Origin of the sequence: Microbacterium sp. SGAir0570 (assembly GCF_005491085.2) — a bacterium.
GTDB lineage: Bacteria > Actinomycetota > Actinomycetes > Actinomycetales > Microbacteriaceae > Microbacterium > Microbacterium arborescens.
In genome coordinates, this window is record NZ_CP027929.1 from 2301394 (window position 1) to 2322027 (window position 20634).

Below are 20634 nucleotides of genomic sequence, written 5' to 3' on the forward strand. Positions count from 1 at the left end.
CACGCATGTCCCGTTCGAGGAGCCCCCGCATGACCCTCATCCGCCTGTCCGGCGTGACCAAGCGCTTCCCCCCGTCCACGAAGGGCGGTGACCCGGTCGTCGCGGTCGATGACGTCGACCTCGAGATCGAGGCCGGATCCGTATGCGGCATCGTCGGGTACTCCGGCGCGGGGAAGAGCACGGTCCTCCGGTTGGTCAACGCTCTGGAGACGCCCACGAGCGGCAGCGTCGAGATCGATGGCCGCGACATCACCGCGCTCCGCGAGCGCGAGCTGCGTGCCCTCCGCGGCGACATCGGCATGATCTTCCAGCAGTTCAACCTGTTCGACTCGCGCAACGTCGCCGGCAACGTCGCGTATCCCCTCGAGGTCGCCGGACGCTCACGCACCGAGGTCAAGCAGCGCGTCGCCGAACTGCTGGAGTTCGTCGGGCTGTCGGGCAAGGCCAAGAACTACCCCGAGCAGCTGTCGGGCGGACAGCGGCAGCGCGTCGGCATCGCTCGAGCGCTCGCCACGAGTCCCCGCATCCTGCTGGCCGACGAGGCCACCAGCGCGCTCGACCCCGACACGACGCAGGAGGTGCTCGCCCTCCTGAAGCGCATCAACACCGAGCTCGGCGTGACGATCCTCGTCATCACCCACGAGATGGAGGTCGTCCGTGCGATCGCCGACCGTGTCGTCGTCATGGAGCACGGACGCGTCATTGAGAGCGGCGACGTCTTCGACGTGCTCTCGGCACCGTCGCATGCCGCGACTCGCCGGTTCGTGGCCAGCATCATCGACGAAGCGCCCACCGGCGAGAAGCTCGCGGCGCTGCGCGCGCGGCATCCCGGCCGCATCGTCACCTTCACCATCCGCGAGGGCGAGTCGCCGCAGGCAGACGTCTTCGCGGCGCTGTCGTCCCATGGGGTGCGGTTCGAGCTCATCCACGGCGGCATCAACGACATCCGTGGGCGCGTCTTCGGGCATCTGACGCTCGCTCTGTCGGGAGAGACGGATGCCGTCGATCGCGCCGTGGCCGCGGCATCCGCCCACGCACCGCTCATCGAGGAGGACTCCCGTGGATAGGCTCATCGAGCTGCTGCCCGACCTGTGGCCGGCGACGGCCGAGACGCTCTACATGATCACGCTGAGCCTGCTGTTCGGCGGCATCGCGGGCTTCTTGATTGGCCTCGCGCTGTACGCCACGCGGGCCGGCAGCCTGTTCCCCAACCGTGTCGTGTTCGGCATCGTCAACGTGATCGTCAACACGTTCCGGCCGATCCCGTTCATCATCTTCATGGCCGCGGTCCAGCCCCTCGCCCGCGCGTTCAGCATCCGCGGCATCGGCATCGAGTTCGCCGTCTTCGCGATCTCGATCGCATCGATGTTCGCCATCGGACGCATCGTCGAGCAGAACCTGCTGACGGTGCGCCCCGGCGTGATCGAGGCCGCCCGCGCCGCCGGCGCGAGCCGCTCGCGCATCCTGTTCCGGCTGGTCCCGCGCGAGTCGCTCGGCCCGCTCGTGCTCGGTTACACCTTCATCGTGGTCGCACTCGTCGACATGACCGCCGTCGCTGGCGCGATCGCCGCGGGTGGCCTCGGCCAGTTCGCGCTCGTGAACGGCTTCCGCCAGTTCAACCCCTGGGTCACCTGGGCCGCCGTGATCATCATCATCCTGCTCGTGCAGGGGGTGCAGTTCCTCGGCAACGCCCTCGCGCGCCGAATCCTGCGGCGCTGACGGCCCGCCGCGTCGAGGGGTCTCGACGCCCGCGGTCGAGGTCCCACTTGGGCCGGGCCCGTGCCCGCCGAGGTCCCAGTTCGGCCGGGTATGACAGCACCGTTCCCGGCCGAACTGGGACCTCGCAGGGGGGCTAGCCTGGCGGCATGCTCTCGGACGGCGATCTGGTGCGAATCGCGCGCGATCTCGCGGCGACTCCCGGTGTCATCGCGGTGGCGCTCGGGGGCAGTCGAGCGCGCGGGACGCACTCCCCCGACTCGGACGTCGACCTGGGTGTGTACGTCGACGGGCGAACAATCGACCGCGATGCTCTCTCGGCGGCGGTGTCTCGCTGGGCAACGACCTCGGTCAGAATCGGACCAGCCGGAAGCTGGGGCCCGTGGGTGGACAGTGGCGCGTGGGCGACGATCGCCGGCATGCCCGTCGACGTCATCATCCGCGACGTGGACCGCGTTCGAGCTCAGGTCGAGAGGGCTCGTCGGGGCGAATTCGCCTTCCACTCGCAGCCGGGACATCCTCTCGGATTCCTGGATGTCGCATACGCCGGCGAGGTCACGCTCGCGAAGCCCCTCGTCGACGGCGCGGGTTTCCTGCGCGACCACGCCGACGCCCTCGCCCCCTACCCTGAGCCACTGCGGCGGGCATTCCTCGACGACCTGTGGCAGGTGGACTTCCTCGTCGACGCCGCGGCCAAAGTCACCGATCGCGGCGACACCGCCTACGTCGGCCTCTGCCTCAGCAATGCAGCAGTGCGGCTGGCGTACGCCTGGCATGCCCAGGCCAGAACCTGGGCCATCAACGAGAAAGGCATCGTCAGCGGCGTGACGCGTCTCCCATCCGCGCCCGCTGACTTCGACATCCAGGTCGCCGCGGCCCTCAGCGCGGTCGACGCGTCACCCGAGGGCGCTCGGACAGCGACCGACCTGCTGCGCGCCCTGCCTCGCCCGTCCTGAGCGCCGCCGAGGTCCCACTTGGGCCGGGTATGGCCTCAGCATTCCCGGCCCAAGTGGGACTTCGCGCGGGAGGCAGACGGGCAGGGGCCTAGCGGCAGACGAGGCCGTCCTCGGGCACCGTGTCGTCGATGAAGAAGGCCTCGACTGCGTCGTCCACGCACGAGTTGCCCTTCTGGAACCCCGTGTGCCCCTCACCCTCTCGCGTGACGAGCACACCCGAGGCAAGCTGATCGGCGAGCGACTCGGACCATTCGTATGGCGTGGCGGGATCGTTGGTCGTGCCCACCACGACGATCGGCGCGGCGCCGTCAGCCGTGATCTCGCCACGGGTACCGGTCGGCGGATAGGGCCAGACGGCGCACGCGTCGACGCCCTCCCAGTACGGCGCGACCGTCGGCGCTTCCACCGCGAGGCGGGCCTCCGACGCGGCCTCGGCTTCGGGGTCGTTCTCGACCGGGTAGTCCATGCAGTTGTACGCGCGGAACGCCTCGGACGAGTTGTCCGAGTACTGCCCGTCGGGCGTGCGCGCGTAGTAGAAGTCGGCGAGTAGGAACGCCGTCTGCGGGTCGCCCGCCAGCGTCTGCGAGAGAGCCTGCCTCAGGATCGGCCAGTTGTCCTGCGAGTACAGCGCGGCGATGATCGCGGTCATGAGCGAGTCCGCGCCGAGGCGCCGGCCATCGGATGCCGGCAGCGGCGACGCATCGACGCTCGCGAGCAGCGTCCCGAGGTCGGTCATCGCGTCGTCGACGGATCCGCGGAACGGGCAGTCCTCCTCTTCGAGGCAGGCAGCCATGAACGCGCGCAGCGCCGACTCGAAGCCGACCGCCTGGGTGGCGCTGACATCGAGCGACGACACGCTGGGGTCGATCGCGCCGTCGAGCACGAGCCGGCCGACGTTCTCGGGATAGAGCTTGGCGTAGGTCGCGCCGAGGAAGGTCCCATAGGAGTAGCCGAGGTAGTTGAGCTTCTCGTCGCCGAGCACCGCGCGCAGCAGATCCATGTCGCGCGCGGCGAACTCGGTCGTGATGAAGGGCAGGATGCCGCCACTGTTCTCGTCGCACGCGGCGGCGAACTGCTCGTTGCGCGCCGTCAGCTCGGCCTCCCACTCCGGCGTTCCGCGAGGCGCCGCCGGGATGTCGAAGAAGTACGCGTCGGTGCCCGCGGCGTCGAAGCAGGCCACGGCGCTCGATCGGCCCACGCCGCGCGGGTCGAACCCGATGACGTCGTACGCGTCAGCCAGGACGGAACCCACCGCGAACCGGGCGCTGTCGGCGACGAGGTCGTATCCGCTCGCGCCGGGACCGCCGGGGTTGACCAGCAGCGATCCGAGCGCGTCTCCCGATCCCGCCGCCCGCCGCACGACCGCGAGCTCGATCTCACCCGCGGACGGATCGTTCCAGTCGCGCGGCGCGCGCACCGTCGTGCAGTCGTACGAGCCGGAGTCGGCCCCCTTGCAGGACTCCCACTCGAGTTCCTGACCATAGAACGGCATCAGGTCTTCCGAGACGCCGTCGGTGACAGGTGTCCGGCTCGGCGCCGGCGATGCCTGATCGGGGCTTCCTTTGAACACGCATCCGGTGAGAACCGTCACCGTGGCCGCGGCGATGGCGACGACGGTGATCAGACGACGAGGAGCTTTCACGGTGTCCTTCCGCTGGCGACGGTGATGAGCATGCTCTCGAGGGCGAGCAAGGGGGCCGCATTGCCTTCGAGGGCGCTGCGGGTGGCCGAGATGCGGTCGAGCACGACGAGCGTGCGGTCGGGCGTCCACGCCGACGCGAGAGCAGCGAGCTCGCTCGACAGCTCTCGATTGATCAGGTCACCCTCCCGGCCGAACTGCAGCATCAGCGTGTCGCGGTACATCGACTCGAGATCGGTGAGGACGCGGTCGATGCCGTCGCGCAGGCTCCGTGTGGCGCGACGCTTCTGCTCGTCCTCGAGCGCACTGAGCTGACCGCGCACGGCGGGCGGCACGGGTGCCCCCGGAGCGACCCCGAGCGTGCGCCGCAACGCCTCGCGTTCGGACTCGTCGCGTTCGGCCGTCAGAGCCTTGGCATCTTCCGTCGCGGCGCTCACGATGCGGCCGGCCGTCTCGACGGCGTCGGACACGCCGCGCACCGCCAGCACGGCGCGCAGCGTCGCGTCGCGGCGCTCACGGGAGGCGGCATCCGTCGCGAGGCGCTGGGCCATACCGATGTGGCGCTGGGCGAGACGGGCGGACTGCTCGGCCACCGCCTCGTCGACCCCCGTGCGCGCGGAGATGAGGCGTGCGACATCCGCCACGTCGGGCTCACGCAGGCGCAGCGTCCGCACGCGGGAGCGGATCGTCGGCAGCAGATCGGCGTCGCTCGGCGCGCACAGCACCCAGACCGTCTGCTCCGGGGGCTCTTCGAGGGCCTTGAGCAGAACATTGCTCGTGCGCTCGACCATCCGGTCGGCGTCTTCGACGACGATGACGCGGTACCGCCCCAGTGAGGGCGAGAAGTACGACCGTTCGACGAGGGCCCGAGCATCGCGGATGGAGATGACGACGCCCTCGGTGCGGAGCGCCGTGAGATCGGGATGCGTGCCGGCGAGCACCTGCCGCATCGCGGCCTCGTCACCGGGCTCGGCGATCAGAGCGGCCGCGAAGGCGTGCGCGAGCGTCGAGCGCCCCGAGCCGGGCGGGCCCGTGATGAGCCAGGCGTGCGCGAGCTGCGCGGGATCGGAGGCCGCGGCCTGCAGCGCTGCGACGGCCGAGTCCTGACCCCAGACCTCGCCCCACGGTGGTGCGAGCGGAGCGGAGGCGGTCATGGGTCCAGCCTACGGGGAGCCTCCGACCTCGGTTACCCCGCGGGCGCACGGCCGAGTGGACCGGCGGCGACGCAGCTCAGCCGCGCAACGAACGCTCGACCCGCGCCCGGATCTCGACGGACAGGTCGACGGGCGGACGGGACGCGTCGAGCACGAGGAACCGCTCGGGCTCTGCGGCGGCGAGCCCGAGAAAAGCGGTGCGGACGCGCTCGTGGAAGTCGGCCTTCTCGGCCTCGAGCCGATCGAACGGTTTGTCGTCGGCGTCGAGCCGTGCCCGAGCCGCGGCGGGGTCGAGGTCGAGCAGTACGGTGATGTCGGGCAGCGCGCCGTCGGTGGCCCACAGCGACAGGTCGCGCACCTCGCCGGCGTCCAGCACGCGTCCGGCGCCCTGATAGGCGACGGATGAGTCGAGGTACCGGTCCTGCACGACGACGGCGCCGCGCTCGAGGGCCGGACGGACCACGGTCGCGACGTGGTGAGCGCGGTCGGCGGCGTACAGCAGGGCCTCGGCACGCGGAGCGATATCGCCACGGTGGTGCAGAACGATGTCACGGATGAGCACGCCCACGTCGCTGCCGCCCGGCTCGCGCGTGCGCACGACCTCTCGGCCGCTCTCGCGGAGCCAGGCCTCGAGGGCGGTCGCCTGCGTCGTCTTCCCCGACCCGTCGCCGCCCTCGAGGGTGATCCAGAGCCCGCGGTCCGCGGTGCCGGTCACTTCTTCTTTGCCGCGGGCTTGCGCGTCGTCGTGGTCTTGCGCGCCGCCGTCTTGCGCTTGGGCGCGGGGCCCTTGGCGCGCTTGTCGGCGAGCAGCTGAACGGCGCGTTCGAACGTGATCTCTTCGGCGTTCTCACCGCGCGGGATCGTCGCGTTGGTCTCACCGTCGGTGACATAGGGACCGAAGCGGCCGTCCTTCAGCTTGATCGGCTTGCCGCTGGTGGGGTCGGCCTCGAACTCCTTGAGCGCGCTCGATGCGGCGCGAGCCCCGTACTTGGGCTGCGCGTAGACGGCGAGGGCCTCCTCGAGCGTGATGTCGAACAGCTGCTGCTCGCTCGCGAGGGTGCGCGAGTCGGTGCCCTTCTTCAGGTACGGACCGTAGCGGCCGTTCTGGGCCGTGATCTCGTTGCCCGACTCGGGGTCGACGCCCACGACGCGGGGAAGCGACAGCAGCTTGAGCGCCTGCTCGAGGTCGACCGTGTCGACGCTCATCGACTTGAACAGCGACGCGGTGCGCGGCTTGGGAGCCGCTTCCTTCTTCTTGGTCGTCTTCTTCTTGGCGGGGGCGACCTCGCCGGTCGCCTCGTCGACGGTCTCCTCGGGCTCGGGCTCGAGCTCCTGCACGTAGGGACCGAAGCGTCCGTCCTTGACGACGATGAGCTTGCCGTTCTCGGGGTTCTCGCCGAGAACGCGGTCGCCGGCGACAGGAGCGTCGATGAGTTCCTGCGCCTTCTCGGGCGTCAGCTCGTCGGGCGCGAGGTCGTCGGGCACGTTGACGATGCGCGTCTCGCCGTCACCGACCGGAACGTCGAGGTACGGGCCGTATTTGCCGAACCGCAGCGTCGCGACGTCGCCGATGGGCGTCGCGTTCAGCTCGCGGGCGTCGATGTCGCCGAGGTTCTCGACGATGTTGCGCAGGCCCACGTGGTTGTCCGAGCCGAAGTAGAACTCCTTCAGCCACGCCTCGCGCGCCTGCTCGCCCCGTGCGATGGCGTCGAGGTCGTCCTCGAGCGCGGCCGTGAAGTCGTAGTCGACGAGGTCGGAGAAGTGCTGCTCGAGCAGCCGGACGACACTGAACGAGAGCCAGCTGGGCACGAGCGCCTGGCCCCGCTTGGTGACGTAGCCGCGCTCGAGGATGACGTCGATGATGCTCGCGAAGGTCGACGGACGGCCGATGCCCTTCTCCTCGAGCGCCTTGACGAGGCTCGCCTCGGTGTAGCGGGGCTTCGGGCTCGTCGCGTGCCCCTTGGGCTCGACATCCGACAGCGCGAGTGCGTCGCCCACGGCGACCGGTGGCAGCGATTGGTCTGCGGAGCGGTCGTTGTCGCCGCGCTTCTCGTCGTTGCCCTCTTCGTACGCCTCGAGGAAGCCCTTGAAGGTGTATACGGTGCCGGATGCCGTGAACGCTGCGCGCTTGCCGCCGGCGTCGACCTCGAGCGTGACGGTCGTGGTCTCGTACTTCGCGTCCGACATCTGGCTGGCGACGGTGCGCTTCCAGATGAGGTCGTACAGGCGCTGCTCGTCGCGGTCGAGACCGGAGGCGACGGATGCGGGCGTGCGGAACTCCTCGCCCGAGGGGCGGATCGCCTCGTGGGCCTCCTGGGCGTTCTTGGCGTTGTTGCGGTAGGAGCGCGGGCTAGCGGGAACCGCGCGGTCGCCATAGAGCGCGACCGCCTGCGTGCGCGCCGCCGTCACGGCCTGCGCCGAGAGCGCGGTCGAGTCGGTGCGCATATAGGTGATGTAGCCCTTCTCGTAGAGACGCTGGGCGACGCTCATCGCGTGCTTGGCGCTCATCGAGAGCTTGCGGCCGGCCTCCTGCTGCATCGTGGAGGTCGTGAACGGAGGCTTGGGGCTGCGGGTTCCGGGCTTGGCCTCGACCGCGGTGACGGCTGCGGTGGCCGCCTTCTCGATCGCGGTCGCGAGCTCGCGGGCGTCCTTCTCGCTGAGGACGACGACCGCCTTCTTCAGCGCGCCGGCGTCATCGAAGTCGGTGCCGCGGGCCAGCGGAGCACCGTCGAGCCGCGCCAGGCGCGTCGAGAACGAGCCGCCGTCCTTCGCCGCGTGGGCCTCGATGTCCCAGTACGACGCCGAGACGAACGACATCCGCTCGCGCTCACGCTCGACGACCATGCGGGTGGCGGCGGACTGCACGCGGCCGGCGCTCAGCGCCTGACCGTCGCGGCCGGAACCGATCTTGCGCCAGAGCACGGGCGAGACATCCCACCCGTAGAGCCGGTCGAGGACGCGGCGGGTCTCTTGCGCGTTGACGAGCGCGAGGTCGAGCTCGCGGGTGTTGTCGGCGGCCGCGCGGATGGCGTCCTTGGTGATCTCGTGGAAGACCATGCGCTTGACGGGGACCTTGGGCTTGAGCACCTCGAGCAGGTGCCAGGCGATCGCCTCGCCCTCGCGGTCTTCATCGGTGGCGAGCAGGACTTCGTCGGCGTCCTTCAGGGCGCGCTTGAGCTCGGCAACGGTCTTGGTCTTGCGATCGCTGACCACGTAATACGCATCGAAGCCGTTCTCGACGTCGATGGAGTACTTGCCGTACGCCTGCTTCTTGTCGGCCGGGATGTCCTCTTTCTTAGCGAGATCCCGGATGTGCCCGACCGAGCTGAGCACTTCGTACTCGTCGCCCAGGTAGCCCTGGATCGACTTCATCTTGGTCGGGGACTCGACGATGACGAGTTTCTTGCCGCCTGCCACGAGTCTTCCTTTCTCCAGCGCACACCATACACGCGCCACACGATGGAGGACGCTGGGAACGGCGCGCCATATCCTTCCGTCGGCATGCCAGGCCGCGAGGGCCGCGCGGGCGCGCGCACGCACGCGGAATACACCCTCCACAGGCCCGTCTGCGACGACGCGATGCGACGCGGTGCAGCGGTCGATCACGCATTGCGGACGACCGGCACGCGCGGGATGCCGGGCGCCCCCTTACGATCGCAGCAAGCCGGGGTTCCTGATCAGTCCCACTCGGCCAGGGCCGGTGGCTGAGGCGACCGAGCCGCTCCCCTGGGTAGTAGATCGGCGAGGGTGACTCGCCACCCCTGAGTCACTCCGGCGGACCTGCTCGAGAGCGCGCCTGAACGGTGAACACACCGGCCGGCGAGGCGACGACGACGGTCACGGTCACGCCGTCCACCTCGCACGCGGCGAACGCCAGCCCGGCGCGCGCGACGACCTGGCCGGCTCGTTCGCACGGCGCTCCCCCGACGAACCCGAGCGCAGCATCGGCCGCCGCAAGCGCCGCGGTGTCGGCGGCCGCAGACACCCGCGCCGACTGGATCGCCGCAGCTCCCGCCAGCACGCAGCCTGCGGAGACCGTCGCCGTCACCGCGAGAACACCGATGGCCGTCGCGACGCCGGCCATCAGAGCCCTCCGGAGAGCGCGCAGGACTCCGCCCGCAGCGCTGGCAACGGCAACGGGATGCCGTGATGGGCCGTCACGATCGCACAGGTGAGATCCGCGTCGGACCGGAGCTCGAGCGCCGCGCCCCCGACCGCTGTCTGCACGACCGCTGATGCCCTCCCGGCGTCCTCGCCCCGCGCGACGAGCCGTGCCGCCTGAGCCGCCGCGTGCTCGAGACGAATCTGCGTGCCCGCCGCCGCCAGCGCGGCGACGGCGAGCAGCACCAGAAGCATCGCCGCCGGCACGACGACCGCGAACTCGGCGACGGCCGAGCCGCGATCGTCACGGCGGAACCTCATTCGACGGTCAACGCCCGTCGTACGAGATCGGTGAGGATGCCGCGCACCTCGTCGCTGCGCATGATCACCACCAGCAAACCGGCGAAGGCCACGGCGGCCATCGTCGCGATGGCGTATTCCGCCGTCGCGGCGCCGGACTCGTCGGCGAACAGCTTGGCGGCGCGCGCCCGCGTCAATCGAGGAAGGGATCGGTTCATGTCTGCTCCGTTCTGTGGATGCGTGTTCGGATCGGGCACGGTGGGCACGGTCTGGGTCTGGTCGGACGCGATCGAGCTCGCGCAGGGGTGGCCGCGTCACAGCGTCACCGAGGCTCTCGTCATCGCGCTGAGGAGCATCGGTGCGACGCCGATCAGGAGGAACGCGGGCAGGGTGCAGACCCCGAGCGGCAGCAGCAGCCGCGATGTCAGCTGCGCCGCACGCATCCGCCCCTCGATCCGGGCGCGGTGGCGCTCGAGCTCCGCGGTGGCGCGCAGAAGGTCCACTGCGGGCACTCCTGCGGATGCCGAGAGGTCGAGCACCTCGCGGTCTGCAGCCGCAGCCGCGACGTCGACGGAGGCCAGCACCTCCTCCGCCCGGCCGATCGAGACGCCGCTCGACAGGGCGATCGCAAGCAGTTCGGCCGACATACCGGGAACACCGTCGACCGATCGGGCGCGCGCCACGAGCCGACGCGTCCACACCTGCGCTCCCACCATCAGCAGCGCCCCTACGACGAGGCATGCCGCACCCACGGGATGCCGCAGGGTGGCGAGCACGTCGAAACCGAGCAGCAGTGCGAGCGCCACGGCGACGAGCGGGAGCCACCCGACAAGCCGGGCCGTCGCCGTGGGTTCGGCGAGCGCGACACGGATGTCATCGCGAGCCTGTTGGGCGTCACGCAGAGCCTCGGCCATCCCACGCAGCGTGCGCGCCAGCGGAGCGCCCACGGTCGTGGCGACATGCCAGGCCGCCGCGACCTCGCGCCACGCGTCGGGTTCCGCAGCGATGGCGTCGGTGAGGGGCTCAGCCGCCCGTCGTCGTTCGTGCACCCGCCGGGATGCGGAGTCGCCCGAGGCGGCCAGGTGCTCCCAAGCCGCATCGGGTGCGATTCCGGCTTCGAGCAGCACGGCGAGACGGTGCAGGACGGGCGCCGCCTCCGCTGCCGCGGCATCCGTCTCGACCGGAGGACGGCGCGAGTGCCACGGGGATCTCATGCCGGCTCCTCGATCCCGAGGCGCCCGTCTCGCAGGACCGGGCGGGCGATTCCCTCGACCCGGCGAACGCCGTCGACGTTCCCGACGTGGACGATCGCACCGATCGCGCTCACCACCTGCCGGGCGACGCCGTGATCGTCGAGGCCCGCCAGCGCACCCAGCGCCTCGAGCCGCGCCGGCACGTCGGCGAGACCGCTGGCATGCACGGTGCCGGCGCCGCCGTGGTGCCCCGTGTTCAGGGCGGTGAGCAGCTCGCGAACCTCCTCGCCGCGGCACTCCCCCACCACGAGCCGATCGGGTCGCATGCGCAGCGCCTCTCGCACCAGACGGGCCAGCGGTACCGCCCCGGCCCCCTCGAGATTCGGCTGACGGGCTTCGAGTCGCACGTGATGGGGGTGATCGAGCCTCAGCTCGGCGACATCCTCGATCGTGACGATCCGGTCAGTCGGGCTCGCGGCGGACAGGAGCGCTGCGAGGAGCGTCGTCTTCCCGGCGCCCGTGGCCCCCGTGACGAGGAGATTGGTGCGGTCCGCGACGAGCCGACGAAGGTCTGTCGCGACCGCGGCGTCGAACATCCCGCGCTGCTCGAGATCGGCAAGACTCAGCTGCTCGATTGCCGGGAGCCGGATCGAGATCACCGAACCCCCGCAGGCCACCGGCGAAAGCACGGCGTGCACCCGGATGCCGCCGGCCCAACGCACGTCGGCACAGGGTGTCGCATCGTCGATATGTCGTCCGCCGAGGGCGATCAGCGCGACAGCAAGAGCGCGGACCTCGCCATCGCTGGGCCGCCACCGGCCCACGTGCTCGGCGCCGCGCCCGCGGTCGACGAAGACGCCGCGCTCTCCGTTGACGAAGACGTCCGTGACGGCCGGGTCGATCAGATGCTCGCGCAGTGGATCGAGCGCAGCATCGTCGGGAAGCTTGCGCTGCGGCGCCGAAGTCAGCGCCGCAGGGGGTTTCGGACGCGCGGCCCCACCAGACTCTCGGCGGGGAACGACGACGAATGCTGAGGACATGCCCCGACACTAGGAATCGTCGGGATCATCAACCGCTCCGCGGTCCCAGATGCTGGACAATCGGCGTCGGTGGCCCGGTGGGGAGAAGACGCGACGAGCAACGCCGCCGCGCGGCTGTGCGCGGCGGTCCAGCCCGAGAAAAAGAAGAAGGACGGCACCCCACATTGGGGGATAGGGGTGCCGTCCACGCAACGTCCCGCCGCTTGGGGGGTAGGTCGGGCCGCCACGGGCGCGATCGATGTCGCAGCCACGGATCAGCTTACGCTGTCGAACCCGATGCGACCCAATCACCGCACCGCCGCGCCACTCTCGGCACGACCACCCACTATCGGCGGTAGTCTCCTGATCTCGCCGCGGTCTAGATTGACCGCACGCCGCCGTGCGCGGCGCCATCGACCGCGAAGGAGCGCGCCGTATGAGCAGCCAGATCGACCACCTGCTGACCGAGACCCGGCGTTTCGCGCCGTCGCCGGAGTTCGCCGCATCCGCCGTCGGCACCGCCGAGCTCTACGAGCGCGCGGCAGCCGACCGCGAGGGCTTCTGGGCCGACCAGGCCCGGGAGCTGCACTGGCACAAGCCCTTCACGCAGGTGCTCGACTGGTCCAACCCCCCGTTCGCGGAGTGGTTCGCCGACGGTGAGCTGAATGTCGCGTACAACTGCCTCGACCGCCACGTCGAGGCGGGTCTCGGCGACCGTGTGGCGCTGCTGTGGGAGGGCGAGCCGGGTGATGACCGCGCCGTGACCTACGGCGAGCTCACCGACGAGGTGAAGCGCCTCGCCAACGTCCTGACCGGGCTCGGGATCGAGCAGGGCGACCGTGTCGCGATCTACATGCCGATGATCCCCGAGGCCGTCGCCGCGATGCTCGCCGTTGCCCGCGTCGGCGCCGTCCACTCCGTCGTCTTCGGCGGGTTCTCGGCCGACAGCCTGCGGACCCGCATCGACGACGCCGGCGCCAAGCTGGTGATCACCGCCGACGGCGGCTATCGCAAGGGCAAGGTCTCGCCGCTCAAGCCCGCCGTCGACCAGGCGCTGGCCGACCGGGGCGCCGGCCCGCAGCTCACCGTCGAGCACGTCATCGTCGTGCGGCGCGGCGGCAACGACATCGAGTGGAATGACGAGCGCGACCTGTGGTGGCACGACGTCGTGCCCGCAGCCTCCCCCGATCACGAAGCGCAGGCGTTCCCCGCCGAGAACCCGCTGTTCATCCTGTACACCTCGGGCACGACCGGAAAGCCGAAGGGCATCCTGCACACCTCGGGCGGCTACCTGACGCAGGCCGCGTTCACCAACCGCGTCGTGCACGACCTGCACGCCGAGACGGACGTCTACTGGTGCACCGCCGACATCGGGTGGGTCACCGGCCACAGCTACGTCACGTACGGCCCGCTCGCCAACGGCGCGACGCAGGTGCTCTACGAGGGAACCCCCGACACGCCCCACTCGGGCCGCTCGTGGGAGATCATCCAGAAGTACGGCGTGACGATCTACTACACCGCCCCCACCGCGATCCGGTCCTTCATGAAGGTCGGCCGCCAGGTTCCGGCGCAGTACGACCTGTCGAGCATCCGCCTGCTCGGTTCGGTGGGCGAGCCCATCAATCCCGAGGCGTGGATGTGGTACCGCAAGGTCATCGGCGGCAAGAAGGCCCCGATCGTCGACACGTGGTGGCAGACCGAGACCGGCGCGATCATGATCTCCGCGCTGCCGGGGGTCACCGAGACCAAGCCCGGATCGGCGCAGGTCGCACTGCCCGGCATCTCGATCGACGTCGTCGACGAGGAGGGCAACCGCGTGGGCGAGGGCAACGGCGGGCTGCTCGTCATCACCGAGCCCTGGCCGAGCATGCTGCGCGGCATCTGGGGCGACCCTGACCGCTTCGTCGAGACCTACTGGGAGAAGTTCGAGAAGCAGGGCTACTACTTCGCCGGCGACGGTGCCCGCCTCGACGACGACGGCGACATCTGGCTCATGGGCCGCGTCGACGACGTCATGAACGTCTCGGGCCACCGCCTGTCGACGACCGAGATCGAATCCGCGCTCGTCGCGCACGAGTCGACCGCCGAGGCCGCGGTCGTCGGAGCATCGGACGAGACCACGGGCCAGGCCGTCGTAGCCTTCGTCATCATCAAGCAGAGCTACCTCGACGCGCACTCCCCCGACGGTCTCGCGACGTCGCTCCGGCAGTGGGTCGGCGAGCAGATCGGCCCCATTGCACGGCCCCGCGACGTCTACATCGTCGGCGAGCTGCCGAAGACCCGCTCGGGCAAGATCATGCGTCGTCTGCTGCGGGATGTCGCCGAGGGCCGTGAGGTCGGCGACACCACGACGCTGGCCGACACTGCGGTGATGTCGGTCATCAGCGCTCAGCTGAAGTAGCTCGAGACCGGCCTCGATCGCGTCACTCGGCGTCGCGGTCGAGGCCGCGCGCCCGGATCTCCTCGATGTCGAGGTCGGCGAGGATGCGCCTCGCCACGAGGTCGTCGATCGTGCCGTCGCGCCGCAGGCGCAGCAGCACCTCGCGCTTACGATCGAGCATCGCCAGCCGCAGCCGCGTCGCCTCCCGGTGCCGGATGAGCGGCGAGCGCTGCGTCAGGTCGATGTCGTCGCTGACGGCGAGCATCTCGAGCTGTGGCGCAGGCCGGTGCCCGTCCCCGTCCGATGGCCCGGGCGGCACCGGGCCCATGCGCGAGGCATCCTCGTCGGACGAGTCGTCGTCGATGTCGGCATCCGAATCGCGTTCCTCGGCCGCCCGCTGACGCGCGACGGCGCGGGCGTTCGCGAGCTCGAGGCGTTCGTAGCCCTCGTGACGGGCACGGTCGCGAACACGATCGCTGACCCCGTGCTCTGCGGCGAGGTCGTCGAGAGCCGCGAGGGCGGCGCCCGAAATGGCCCGCTGGGCGAGCTCGTACTCCTCGATCGCCGCATCGTCGGCGGGCAGCTTCGCCCAGCGGATGACGACGGGGAGCAGCGGCCCCTGCACGAGGAGCGTGAGCACGATGACGCCCGCCGTGACGAACACGATCGAGTCGCGCCCCTCGACCGGCTCACCCGACGCCGTCGTGATCGGCACCGACAGCGCGATGGCGAGCGAGACGGCGCCGCGAAACCCCGACACGGTGCTGACGACGCGCGAACGGTGCCGGAGCGACCTGCTCGACCCGGCCGCCGGACGCGAGAAGGGCGAGAACAACCACTGGAAGAGGTAGCGCACGACGAACAGCGCCACCCACGCCGCGACGGTGACGAGAAGCAGGATGCCGATCTCCGACGGCGAGATCTCGTGCAGGACCAGCTGCACCTCGAGGCCGATCAGCACGAACAGCGCACCGTTGAGCAGATACACCCCGAACGGCCAGGTGGCATCGGCGGCCCGGCGCGACATCGCCGTCGTGATGCGCGGCGACACCCAGGCGACGATGAGCCCCGCGAAGACGACGGCGAGCACCCCGGACGCCTCGATCAGCTCGGCGACCAGGAAGGCGACGAACGGGACGAGCAGCAGCGTCAGGTTGATCGTCAGGGTCGACTGCATCCGTCGCAGGGCGAGGAAGGCGAGGGCTGCGACCGCGATGCCGGCCGCCGCCCCGCCGAGGTACGACAGCAGCACCATGCCCGTGATCGAGAGCGCGCTCACCTGGTCGCCGAGGAGGAGCGAGACCGCGATGGCGTAGAGGACGAGGGCGGTGCCGTCGTTCGTGAGGCTCTCCGCTTTGAGCTTCATGAAGGTGCGGGCGGGCAGCAGCCGGCCGAGGGCGGCCACGGCGGTGGCGTCGGGCGGCGCGACGGCCGCGCCGAGCACGAGGGCGGCCTCCCACGGCACACCCAGCCACGTCGCGACGGCCGCGACGGCGAATGCCGAGGCGACGACGAGCAGGGTGCTCATCGGCACGATGTAGCGGAGCGACCGGCGGACCGAACGCAGCGACGTCGTCCACGCCTCGCGGAACAGCAGCACCGGCAGGAACAGCAGCAGCACCGTCTCCGGCGGCAGCTCGATGGCACGCAGCTCGGGGATGAACCCGAGCAGCAGACCGATCACGAGCAGCACCAGCGGCGTCGCGACGCGCAACCGCGGCGCCAGGACGGTTCCGACGAGAAGGGCGATGCCCAGCAGAACCGTGACCTCGAGTCCCTGCATCCCTACCGCCCTTCCGCGTGGTCCACACCAGAGCGTAGGGCCGCGAGCCACGGCACGGGCGGTGTTCCGCCCGAGGTTCGCGGTGGGCGGAGCGCCCGGCGATCAGACCAGGGCGAAGACGACCTCGACCTCGACCGGCGAGTCGAGCGGCAGCACCGGCACCCCGACCGCCGACCGTGCGTGACGACCGGCCTCGCCGAAGATCTCGCCCAGCACTTCGCTCGCGCCGTTGATGACGCCGGGCTGGCCGGTGAACTCGGGGACGGAGGCGACGAATCCGGTCACCTTCACGACCCGAGCGAGGTTGTCGACGCCGCCGGCCACATCCGCTGCGGCGGCGACGGCGTTGAGCGCGCACTGGCGAGCGAGGTCCTTGGCCGTCACGGGCGCGACGAGGCCATCGCCCTCGCCGACCTTGCCGGTCGCGGGCAGCGAGCCGTCGACCATGGGCAGCTGCCCCGACGTGTAGACGAGTCCGTCGTGCTCGGTCGCGGGGATGTATGCCGCGACGGGCGGAACGACGGGCGGAAGCTGGATGCCGAGTTCCGTCAGCCGTGCAGAGACGCTCATGCGCCCGTCCCCTCGAACTGCTGAGCGGCCTGCTGGGCGGCGCCGAGACCGGCGTTGGCCGCTCCCCCGCCGACCGGACGCTTGAAGTACGCGACGAGACCGCCCTCGGGGCCGGGCACGACCTGCACGAGCTCCCACCCCTGCTTGCCCCAGTTGTTCAGGATCGCCGCGGTGTTGTGGATCAGCAGGGGCGTGGTGAGGTACTCCCACGTCGTCATCGGGGCTCCGATCTTCGGCTTTCGCTCGCGCGCCGGCATACGCGGAGGCACGCGCGCAAGGGGTGGTCCTGAGGCGGATGCCCAGGTATCTCGCTTACGATCACCCTATGCCTCACAAGAAACGCACGGCCACCGGTGTGCTCGGCGGTCTCGCCGGCCTGGTCGGCCTGAGCGCTGTGGCCGGGATCCTCGTCACCGCGACCGTGACCCCCGCCATCGCCGTGTCGGGTTACGCAGCGACCAGCGCGATCGACGTCTTCGACAACATGCCGAGCTACCTCGAAGTCGACGAGCTCATGCTGCCGACCGAGTTCTACCGCAAGGACGCAGACGGCAACGACGTCCTCATGACGCAGTTCTACGACCAGAACCGCATCCCCGTCACGTGGGACGAGGTCGCGCCGGTCATGTTCGACGCGATCACCTCGAGCGAGGACAAGAACTACTACACGCACGGCGGCGTCGACCTCGTCGGCACGGCCAGCGCGGTGCTCGGCAACCTCCGCGGCAGCGACACGCGCGGTGGCTCGTCGATCACGCAGCAGTACGTCAAGAACGTGCTGCAGCAGGCCTGTGAGAAGGAGGCCAAGTCGCAGGAGGAGGTCGAGGCGTGCTTCCGCTCGACGACGGTCGCCTCCGGCACCGACGGCATCGAGCGCAAGCTGCAGGAGATGCGCTACGCGATCCAGCTCGAGAAGAGGTATCCCAAGAACGAGATCCTGCTCGGCTATCTCAACATCGCGCACTTCGGTGGCACCGTCTACGGCATCGGGGCGGCGTCGCAGTACTACTTCGGCGTGCCCGCGTCGCAGCTCACGATCGGCCAGGCCGCCGCGATCGCCGGCATGGTGCAGGAGCCGAACACCTACCGTCTCGATCGGCCCGACAGCGAGTCGAACGGCGCCGCCAACGGCTACGAGCTGACGAAGGATCGCCAGATCTACGTCCTCAATCGCATGTTCTCGGACGGCAAGATCACGCAGGAAGAGCGGGATGCCGCCATCGCGGAGCCCATCACCCCCAACATCCAGGTCCGCGCGCAGGGCTGCCAGCTCGCCGCCGGCGCCGAGTTCTTCTGCGAGTACGTGCGCAACATCGTCCTCGATGATCCCGCCTTCGGCGAGTCGCTCGAGGAGCGCCAGCAGAACCTGCGCCGCGGCGGCATGAAGATCTACACGACCCTCGACCCGCAGCTCCAGGATGCCGCACTCGACGCGATGTCCGTCGTGCCCGCGACCGACGACCGTCTGAACCTCGGCGCCTCCGGCGTCCAGGTCGAGGTCGGCACCGGCCGCGTGCTCTCCATGGTGCAGAACCGTCCGTTCGCGCCCACGGGGGACGAAGCCGGCACAGTGACCCCGGTCAACTACAACGTGCGCAACCAGGACGGCGGCGGCGGTCACTCCGCCGGCTCGACCTACAAGGTGTTCAGCCTCATCAACTGGCTCGAGCAGGGTCACTCCGTCAATGAGGTGCTCAACGGCCGCGTCGGGAACAAGCGGGTGCTCACGAGCTGCGACGGCGCGACGCAGAACGTCCGCACCGGCAACAGCGGCCGCGCGAACGAGATCGGCAACTTCCAGAGCAGCAACGGCTACTCGGGCACGATCAAGAAGTTCACCGAGGACTCGCTGAACTCGGGCTTCCTCGCGATGGCCGAGCGCATCTCGGTGTGCTCGACCAACCAGGTCGCGATGAAGATGGGCGTCATGCAGTCCAACGGCGAGCCGCTGGACATCAACAACAACCCCTACGACGTGCTGGGGTCCGCCGCGGTCGCTCCCATCGACATGGCGGAGGCGTACGCCGCGATCGCCGGCGGTGGCATGCGGTGCGAGCCGAAGGTCATCGACCGCGCCGTGAACTCCGCGGGCGAGGACATCACGCCGCAGACGAGCTGCGACCAGGCCATCTCGGCCAACGTCGCCGCCACAGCCGCGTTCGCGCTCGAGGGCGTCATGAACGCGACGGGTCAGGGCGCCCGAATCTTCGATGGTGTGCCGGTGTTCGGAAAGACCGGTATCCACGAGTACGAGCACACCTGGATGGACGGCGCGAGCACCAAGGTCGCCACCGTGGTCTGGGTCGGCAACGTCGACGGCTTCGCGAAGCTCAACGAGTACCGTGTGAACGGCTGGCGCCTCGATCAGATCCGAAACGCGATCTGGCCGAAGATGCAGGGCGCGGCGAACGCCAAGTTCGGCGGAGACCGCTTCCCGACTCCGGACACGAACCTCACGAAGAACGTTCTGACCGATCTGCCGAACGTGGTGGGGCAGAACGTCGATGAGGCACGCGGCACCCTCGAGGCGGCCGGCTTCGCCGTGAACGTCGCCGAGCCCACCGACTCGACCGAACCCGAGGGCCGGATCGTCTCGCAGGACCCTGGTGCGGGTCGTGCCCCGGGCGGCACGACGGTGACCATCACCCCGAGCAACGGCCAGGGCGCAACGGTGCCGCCGGTGACGGGCAACCCGCAGGAGGCGGAACGCCAACTGCGAGCGGCAGGCTTCACCAGCGTGACGACGGCGTGCACCGAGAAGGACGATTCGCCGCAGCCGACGGTGACGGGCACCAGTCCCGCCGCGGGCGAGGCGGTTGGCCGCGGGACGCAGATCACCATCGAGTACACCGCGAAGACCTGCTGATGGCCGGCGTCCGCAGGACGCTCTCCACGATCGCCACCGCCGGCGCCTTGGGCGCCGGCGGTGCGGTCGTGTGGGGGGTCGGAATCGAGCGCTATCTGTTCACCGCCCGGCGTCACGAGGTTTCCGTGCTGCCGGCCGGTAGCCCGAGTATCACCGTGCTGCACCTCTCCGACGCCCACATGGCGCCGTGGCAGCAGCGCAAGCAGCGGTGGATCGCAGACCTCGCCGAGCAGACGCAGCCCGATCTCGTGGTCAACACGGGCGACAACCTCGGCCACACCCGAGGCCTCGACGGCATCCGCCGGGCCTTCGCTCCCCTGCGCGGCGTGCCCGGATTCTTCGTCCACGGTTCGAACGACGTGTACGAGCCGAGCGGACGGAACCCCCTGCGGTACTTCACGGGCCCGTCGCAGCACGCCAAGGCGGCGCCGAAGCTCGATACGGCGGCGATGGACTCGTTCTTCGCAGGCGACCTCGGCTGGTCCGAGCTCGACAACGCCGCCGCCACGGTGCGCGTGGCCGGCCTGCGGATCGACGGTATCGGCGTCGACGACGCTCACCGCGACTGGGACGACCTCGACGCGCTCCCCGGCGCTCTGGCAGCCCTGGAAGGCCGCAAGCGCGCCGACCTGACCCTCGGGGTCACCCATGCCCCGTATCGCCGCGTGCTCGACCGTTTCGTCGATCTGGGAGCCGACATGATCTTCGGCGGGCACACCCACGGCGGGCAGGTGCGGATCCCCTTCGCCTCGCGCGCCCTCGTCGCCAACTGCGACATCCCCCTCGACCAGGCGCGCGGACTGAGCTCGTGGGGCCCGACGTCTGTGCCGCTGAACGTCAGTGCGGGTCTCGGACACTCCATCTACGCGCCCGTGCGGTTCGGATGCCGCCCGGAGGCATCCGTCATCGTCCTCCGCGCCCGGGCGTGAGCCGATTCGTCTTCCGAGCGAGATCGGG

18 protein-coding genes are annotated in these 20634 nt (G+C 70.1%); 6 read left to right on the top strand and 12 right to left on the bottom strand.

The annotated features are described in order from the left end of the window. Positions 1–29 precede the first annotated feature (29 nt). The 3 genes from C1N74_RS10980 (at position 30) to C1N74_RS10990 (ending at position 2672) form a co-directional block, all read left to right on the top strand. Positions 30–1067: a methionine ABC transporter ATP-binding protein gene (locus C1N74_RS10980; RefSeq protein WP_023955014.1), complete on the top strand. Its 1038-nt coding sequence runs from the start codon at positions 30–32 to the stop codon at positions 1065–1067. Continuing rightward, positions 1060–1719: a methionine ABC transporter permease gene (locus C1N74_RS10985; protein WP_023955016.1), complete on the top strand. Its 660-nt coding sequence runs from the start codon at positions 1060–1062 to the stop codon at positions 1717–1719. Before C1N74_RS10980 ends, C1N74_RS10985 begins: the two co-directional genes overlap by 8 nt. Before the next feature lie 146 nt (positions 1720–1865). Then, positions 1866–2672: a nucleotidyltransferase domain-containing protein gene (locus C1N74_RS10990; RefSeq protein WP_137750532.1), complete on the top strand. Its 807-nt coding sequence runs from the start codon at positions 1866–1868 to the stop codon at positions 2670–2672. Positions 2673–2760: 88 nt separating this feature from the next. Here the strand turns inward: C1N74_RS10990 and C1N74_RS10995 are convergent, their stop codons facing one another. The 9 genes from C1N74_RS10995 to C1N74_RS11035 all read right to left on the bottom strand — a co-directional run bounded on the left by C1N74_RS10995 (position 2761) and on the right by C1N74_RS11035 (position 12099). Then, complete coding sequence (locus C1N74_RS10995) at positions 2761–4314, bottom strand: alpha/beta hydrolase (protein WP_137750533.1); 1554 nt, start codon at positions 4312–4314, stop codon at positions 2761–2763. Beyond that, complete coding sequence (locus C1N74_RS11000; protein WP_103842316.1) at positions 4311–5465, bottom strand: DNA polymerase III subunit delta'; 1155 nt, start codon at positions 5463–5465, stop codon at positions 4311–4313. Before C1N74_RS11000 ends, C1N74_RS10995 begins: the two co-directional genes overlap by 4 nt. 76 nt (positions 5466–5541) lie before the next feature. Further along, entirely contained in the window at positions 5542–6180 is a 639-nt protein-coding gene (tmk, locus tag C1N74_RS11005) for a dTMP kinase (protein WP_064955050.1), read from the bottom strand. Then, positions 6177–8882, bottom strand: a complete 2706-nt coding sequence (gene topA, locus C1N74_RS11010; protein WP_103842314.1) for a type I DNA topoisomerase — start codon at positions 8880–8882, stop codon at positions 6177–6179. The genes tmk and topA overlap by 4 nt, the downstream gene beginning before the upstream one ends. A gap of 349 nt (positions 8883–9231) precedes the next feature. After that, positions 9232–9549 carry a helicase gene (locus tag C1N74_RS11015; protein WP_071917842.1) on the bottom strand — a complete coding sequence of 106 codons (318 nt, stop codon included), beginning with the start codon at positions 9547–9549 and terminating at the stop codon, positions 9232–9234. Further along, a complete protein-coding gene (locus C1N74_RS11020) occupies positions 9549–9887 on the bottom strand; it encodes a TadE family type IV pilus minor pilin (protein WP_137750534.1) in 339 nt (112 codons plus the stop codon). The genes C1N74_RS11015 and C1N74_RS11020 overlap by 1 nt, the downstream gene beginning before the upstream one ends. Beyond that, positions 9884–10084, bottom strand: a complete 201-nt coding sequence (locus C1N74_RS11025; protein WP_064955053.1) for a DUF4244 domain-containing protein — start codon at positions 10082–10084, stop codon at positions 9884–9886. Before C1N74_RS11025 ends, C1N74_RS11020 begins: the two co-directional genes overlap by 4 nt. Positions 10085–10180: 96 nt before the next feature. After that, positions 10181–11080: a type II secretion system F family protein gene (locus C1N74_RS11030; protein ID WP_137750535.1), complete on the bottom strand. Its 900-nt coding sequence runs from the start codon at positions 11078–11080 to the stop codon at positions 10181–10183. Beyond that, positions 11077–12099, bottom strand: a complete 1023-nt coding sequence (locus C1N74_RS11035) for a TadA family conjugal transfer-associated ATPase (RefSeq protein ID WP_137750536.1) — start codon at positions 12097–12099, stop codon at positions 11077–11079. Before C1N74_RS11035 ends, C1N74_RS11030 begins: the two co-directional genes overlap by 4 nt. 415 nt (positions 12100–12514) lie before the next feature. On the opposite strand from C1N74_RS11035, the gene acs reads away from it, so the two are divergent. Beyond that, positions 12515–14479 carry an acetate--CoA ligase gene (gene acs / locus C1N74_RS11040; protein ID WP_137750537.1) on the top strand — a complete coding sequence of 655 codons (1965 nt, stop codon included), beginning with the start codon at positions 12515–12517 and terminating at the stop codon, positions 14477–14479. A gap of 22 nt (positions 14480–14501) precedes the next feature. Here acs and C1N74_RS11045 read toward each other — a convergent pair whose 3' ends face one another. From C1N74_RS11045 to C1N74_RS11055, 3 genes are all read right to left on the bottom strand, one after another. Further along, a complete protein-coding gene (locus C1N74_RS11045) occupies positions 14502–16241 on the bottom strand; it encodes a Na+/H+ antiporter (RefSeq protein WP_023955040.1) in 1740 nt (579 codons plus the stop codon). Between the two features lie 102 nt (positions 16242–16343). After that, on the bottom strand, positions 16344–16811 hold the full coding sequence (locus tag C1N74_RS11050) for a RidA family protein (protein ID WP_064955059.1): 468 nt from the start codon (positions 16809–16811) through the stop codon (positions 16344–16346). After that, positions 16808–17029, bottom strand: coding sequence for a DUF4177 domain-containing protein (locus C1N74_RS11055; RefSeq protein ID WP_023955044.1), 222 nt, complete (start codon positions 17027–17029; stop codon positions 16808–16810). Before C1N74_RS11055 ends, C1N74_RS11050 begins: the two co-directional genes overlap by 4 nt. 107 nt (positions 17030–17136) lie before the next feature. On the opposite strand from C1N74_RS11055, the gene C1N74_RS11060 reads away from it, so the two are divergent. Beyond that, positions 17137–19677 (top strand): transglycosylase domain-containing protein, encoded by a 2541-nt coding sequence (locus C1N74_RS11060; RefSeq protein ID WP_071917838.1) that lies wholly within the window; start codon positions 17137–17139, stop codon positions 19675–19677. Continuing rightward, on the top strand, positions 19677–20606 hold the full coding sequence (locus C1N74_RS11065) for a metallophosphoesterase (protein WP_064955061.1): 930 nt from the start codon (positions 19677–19679) through the stop codon (positions 20604–20606). The genes C1N74_RS11060 and C1N74_RS11065 overlap by 1 nt, the downstream gene beginning before the upstream one ends. Positions 20607–20634: the final 28 nt, after the last annotated feature.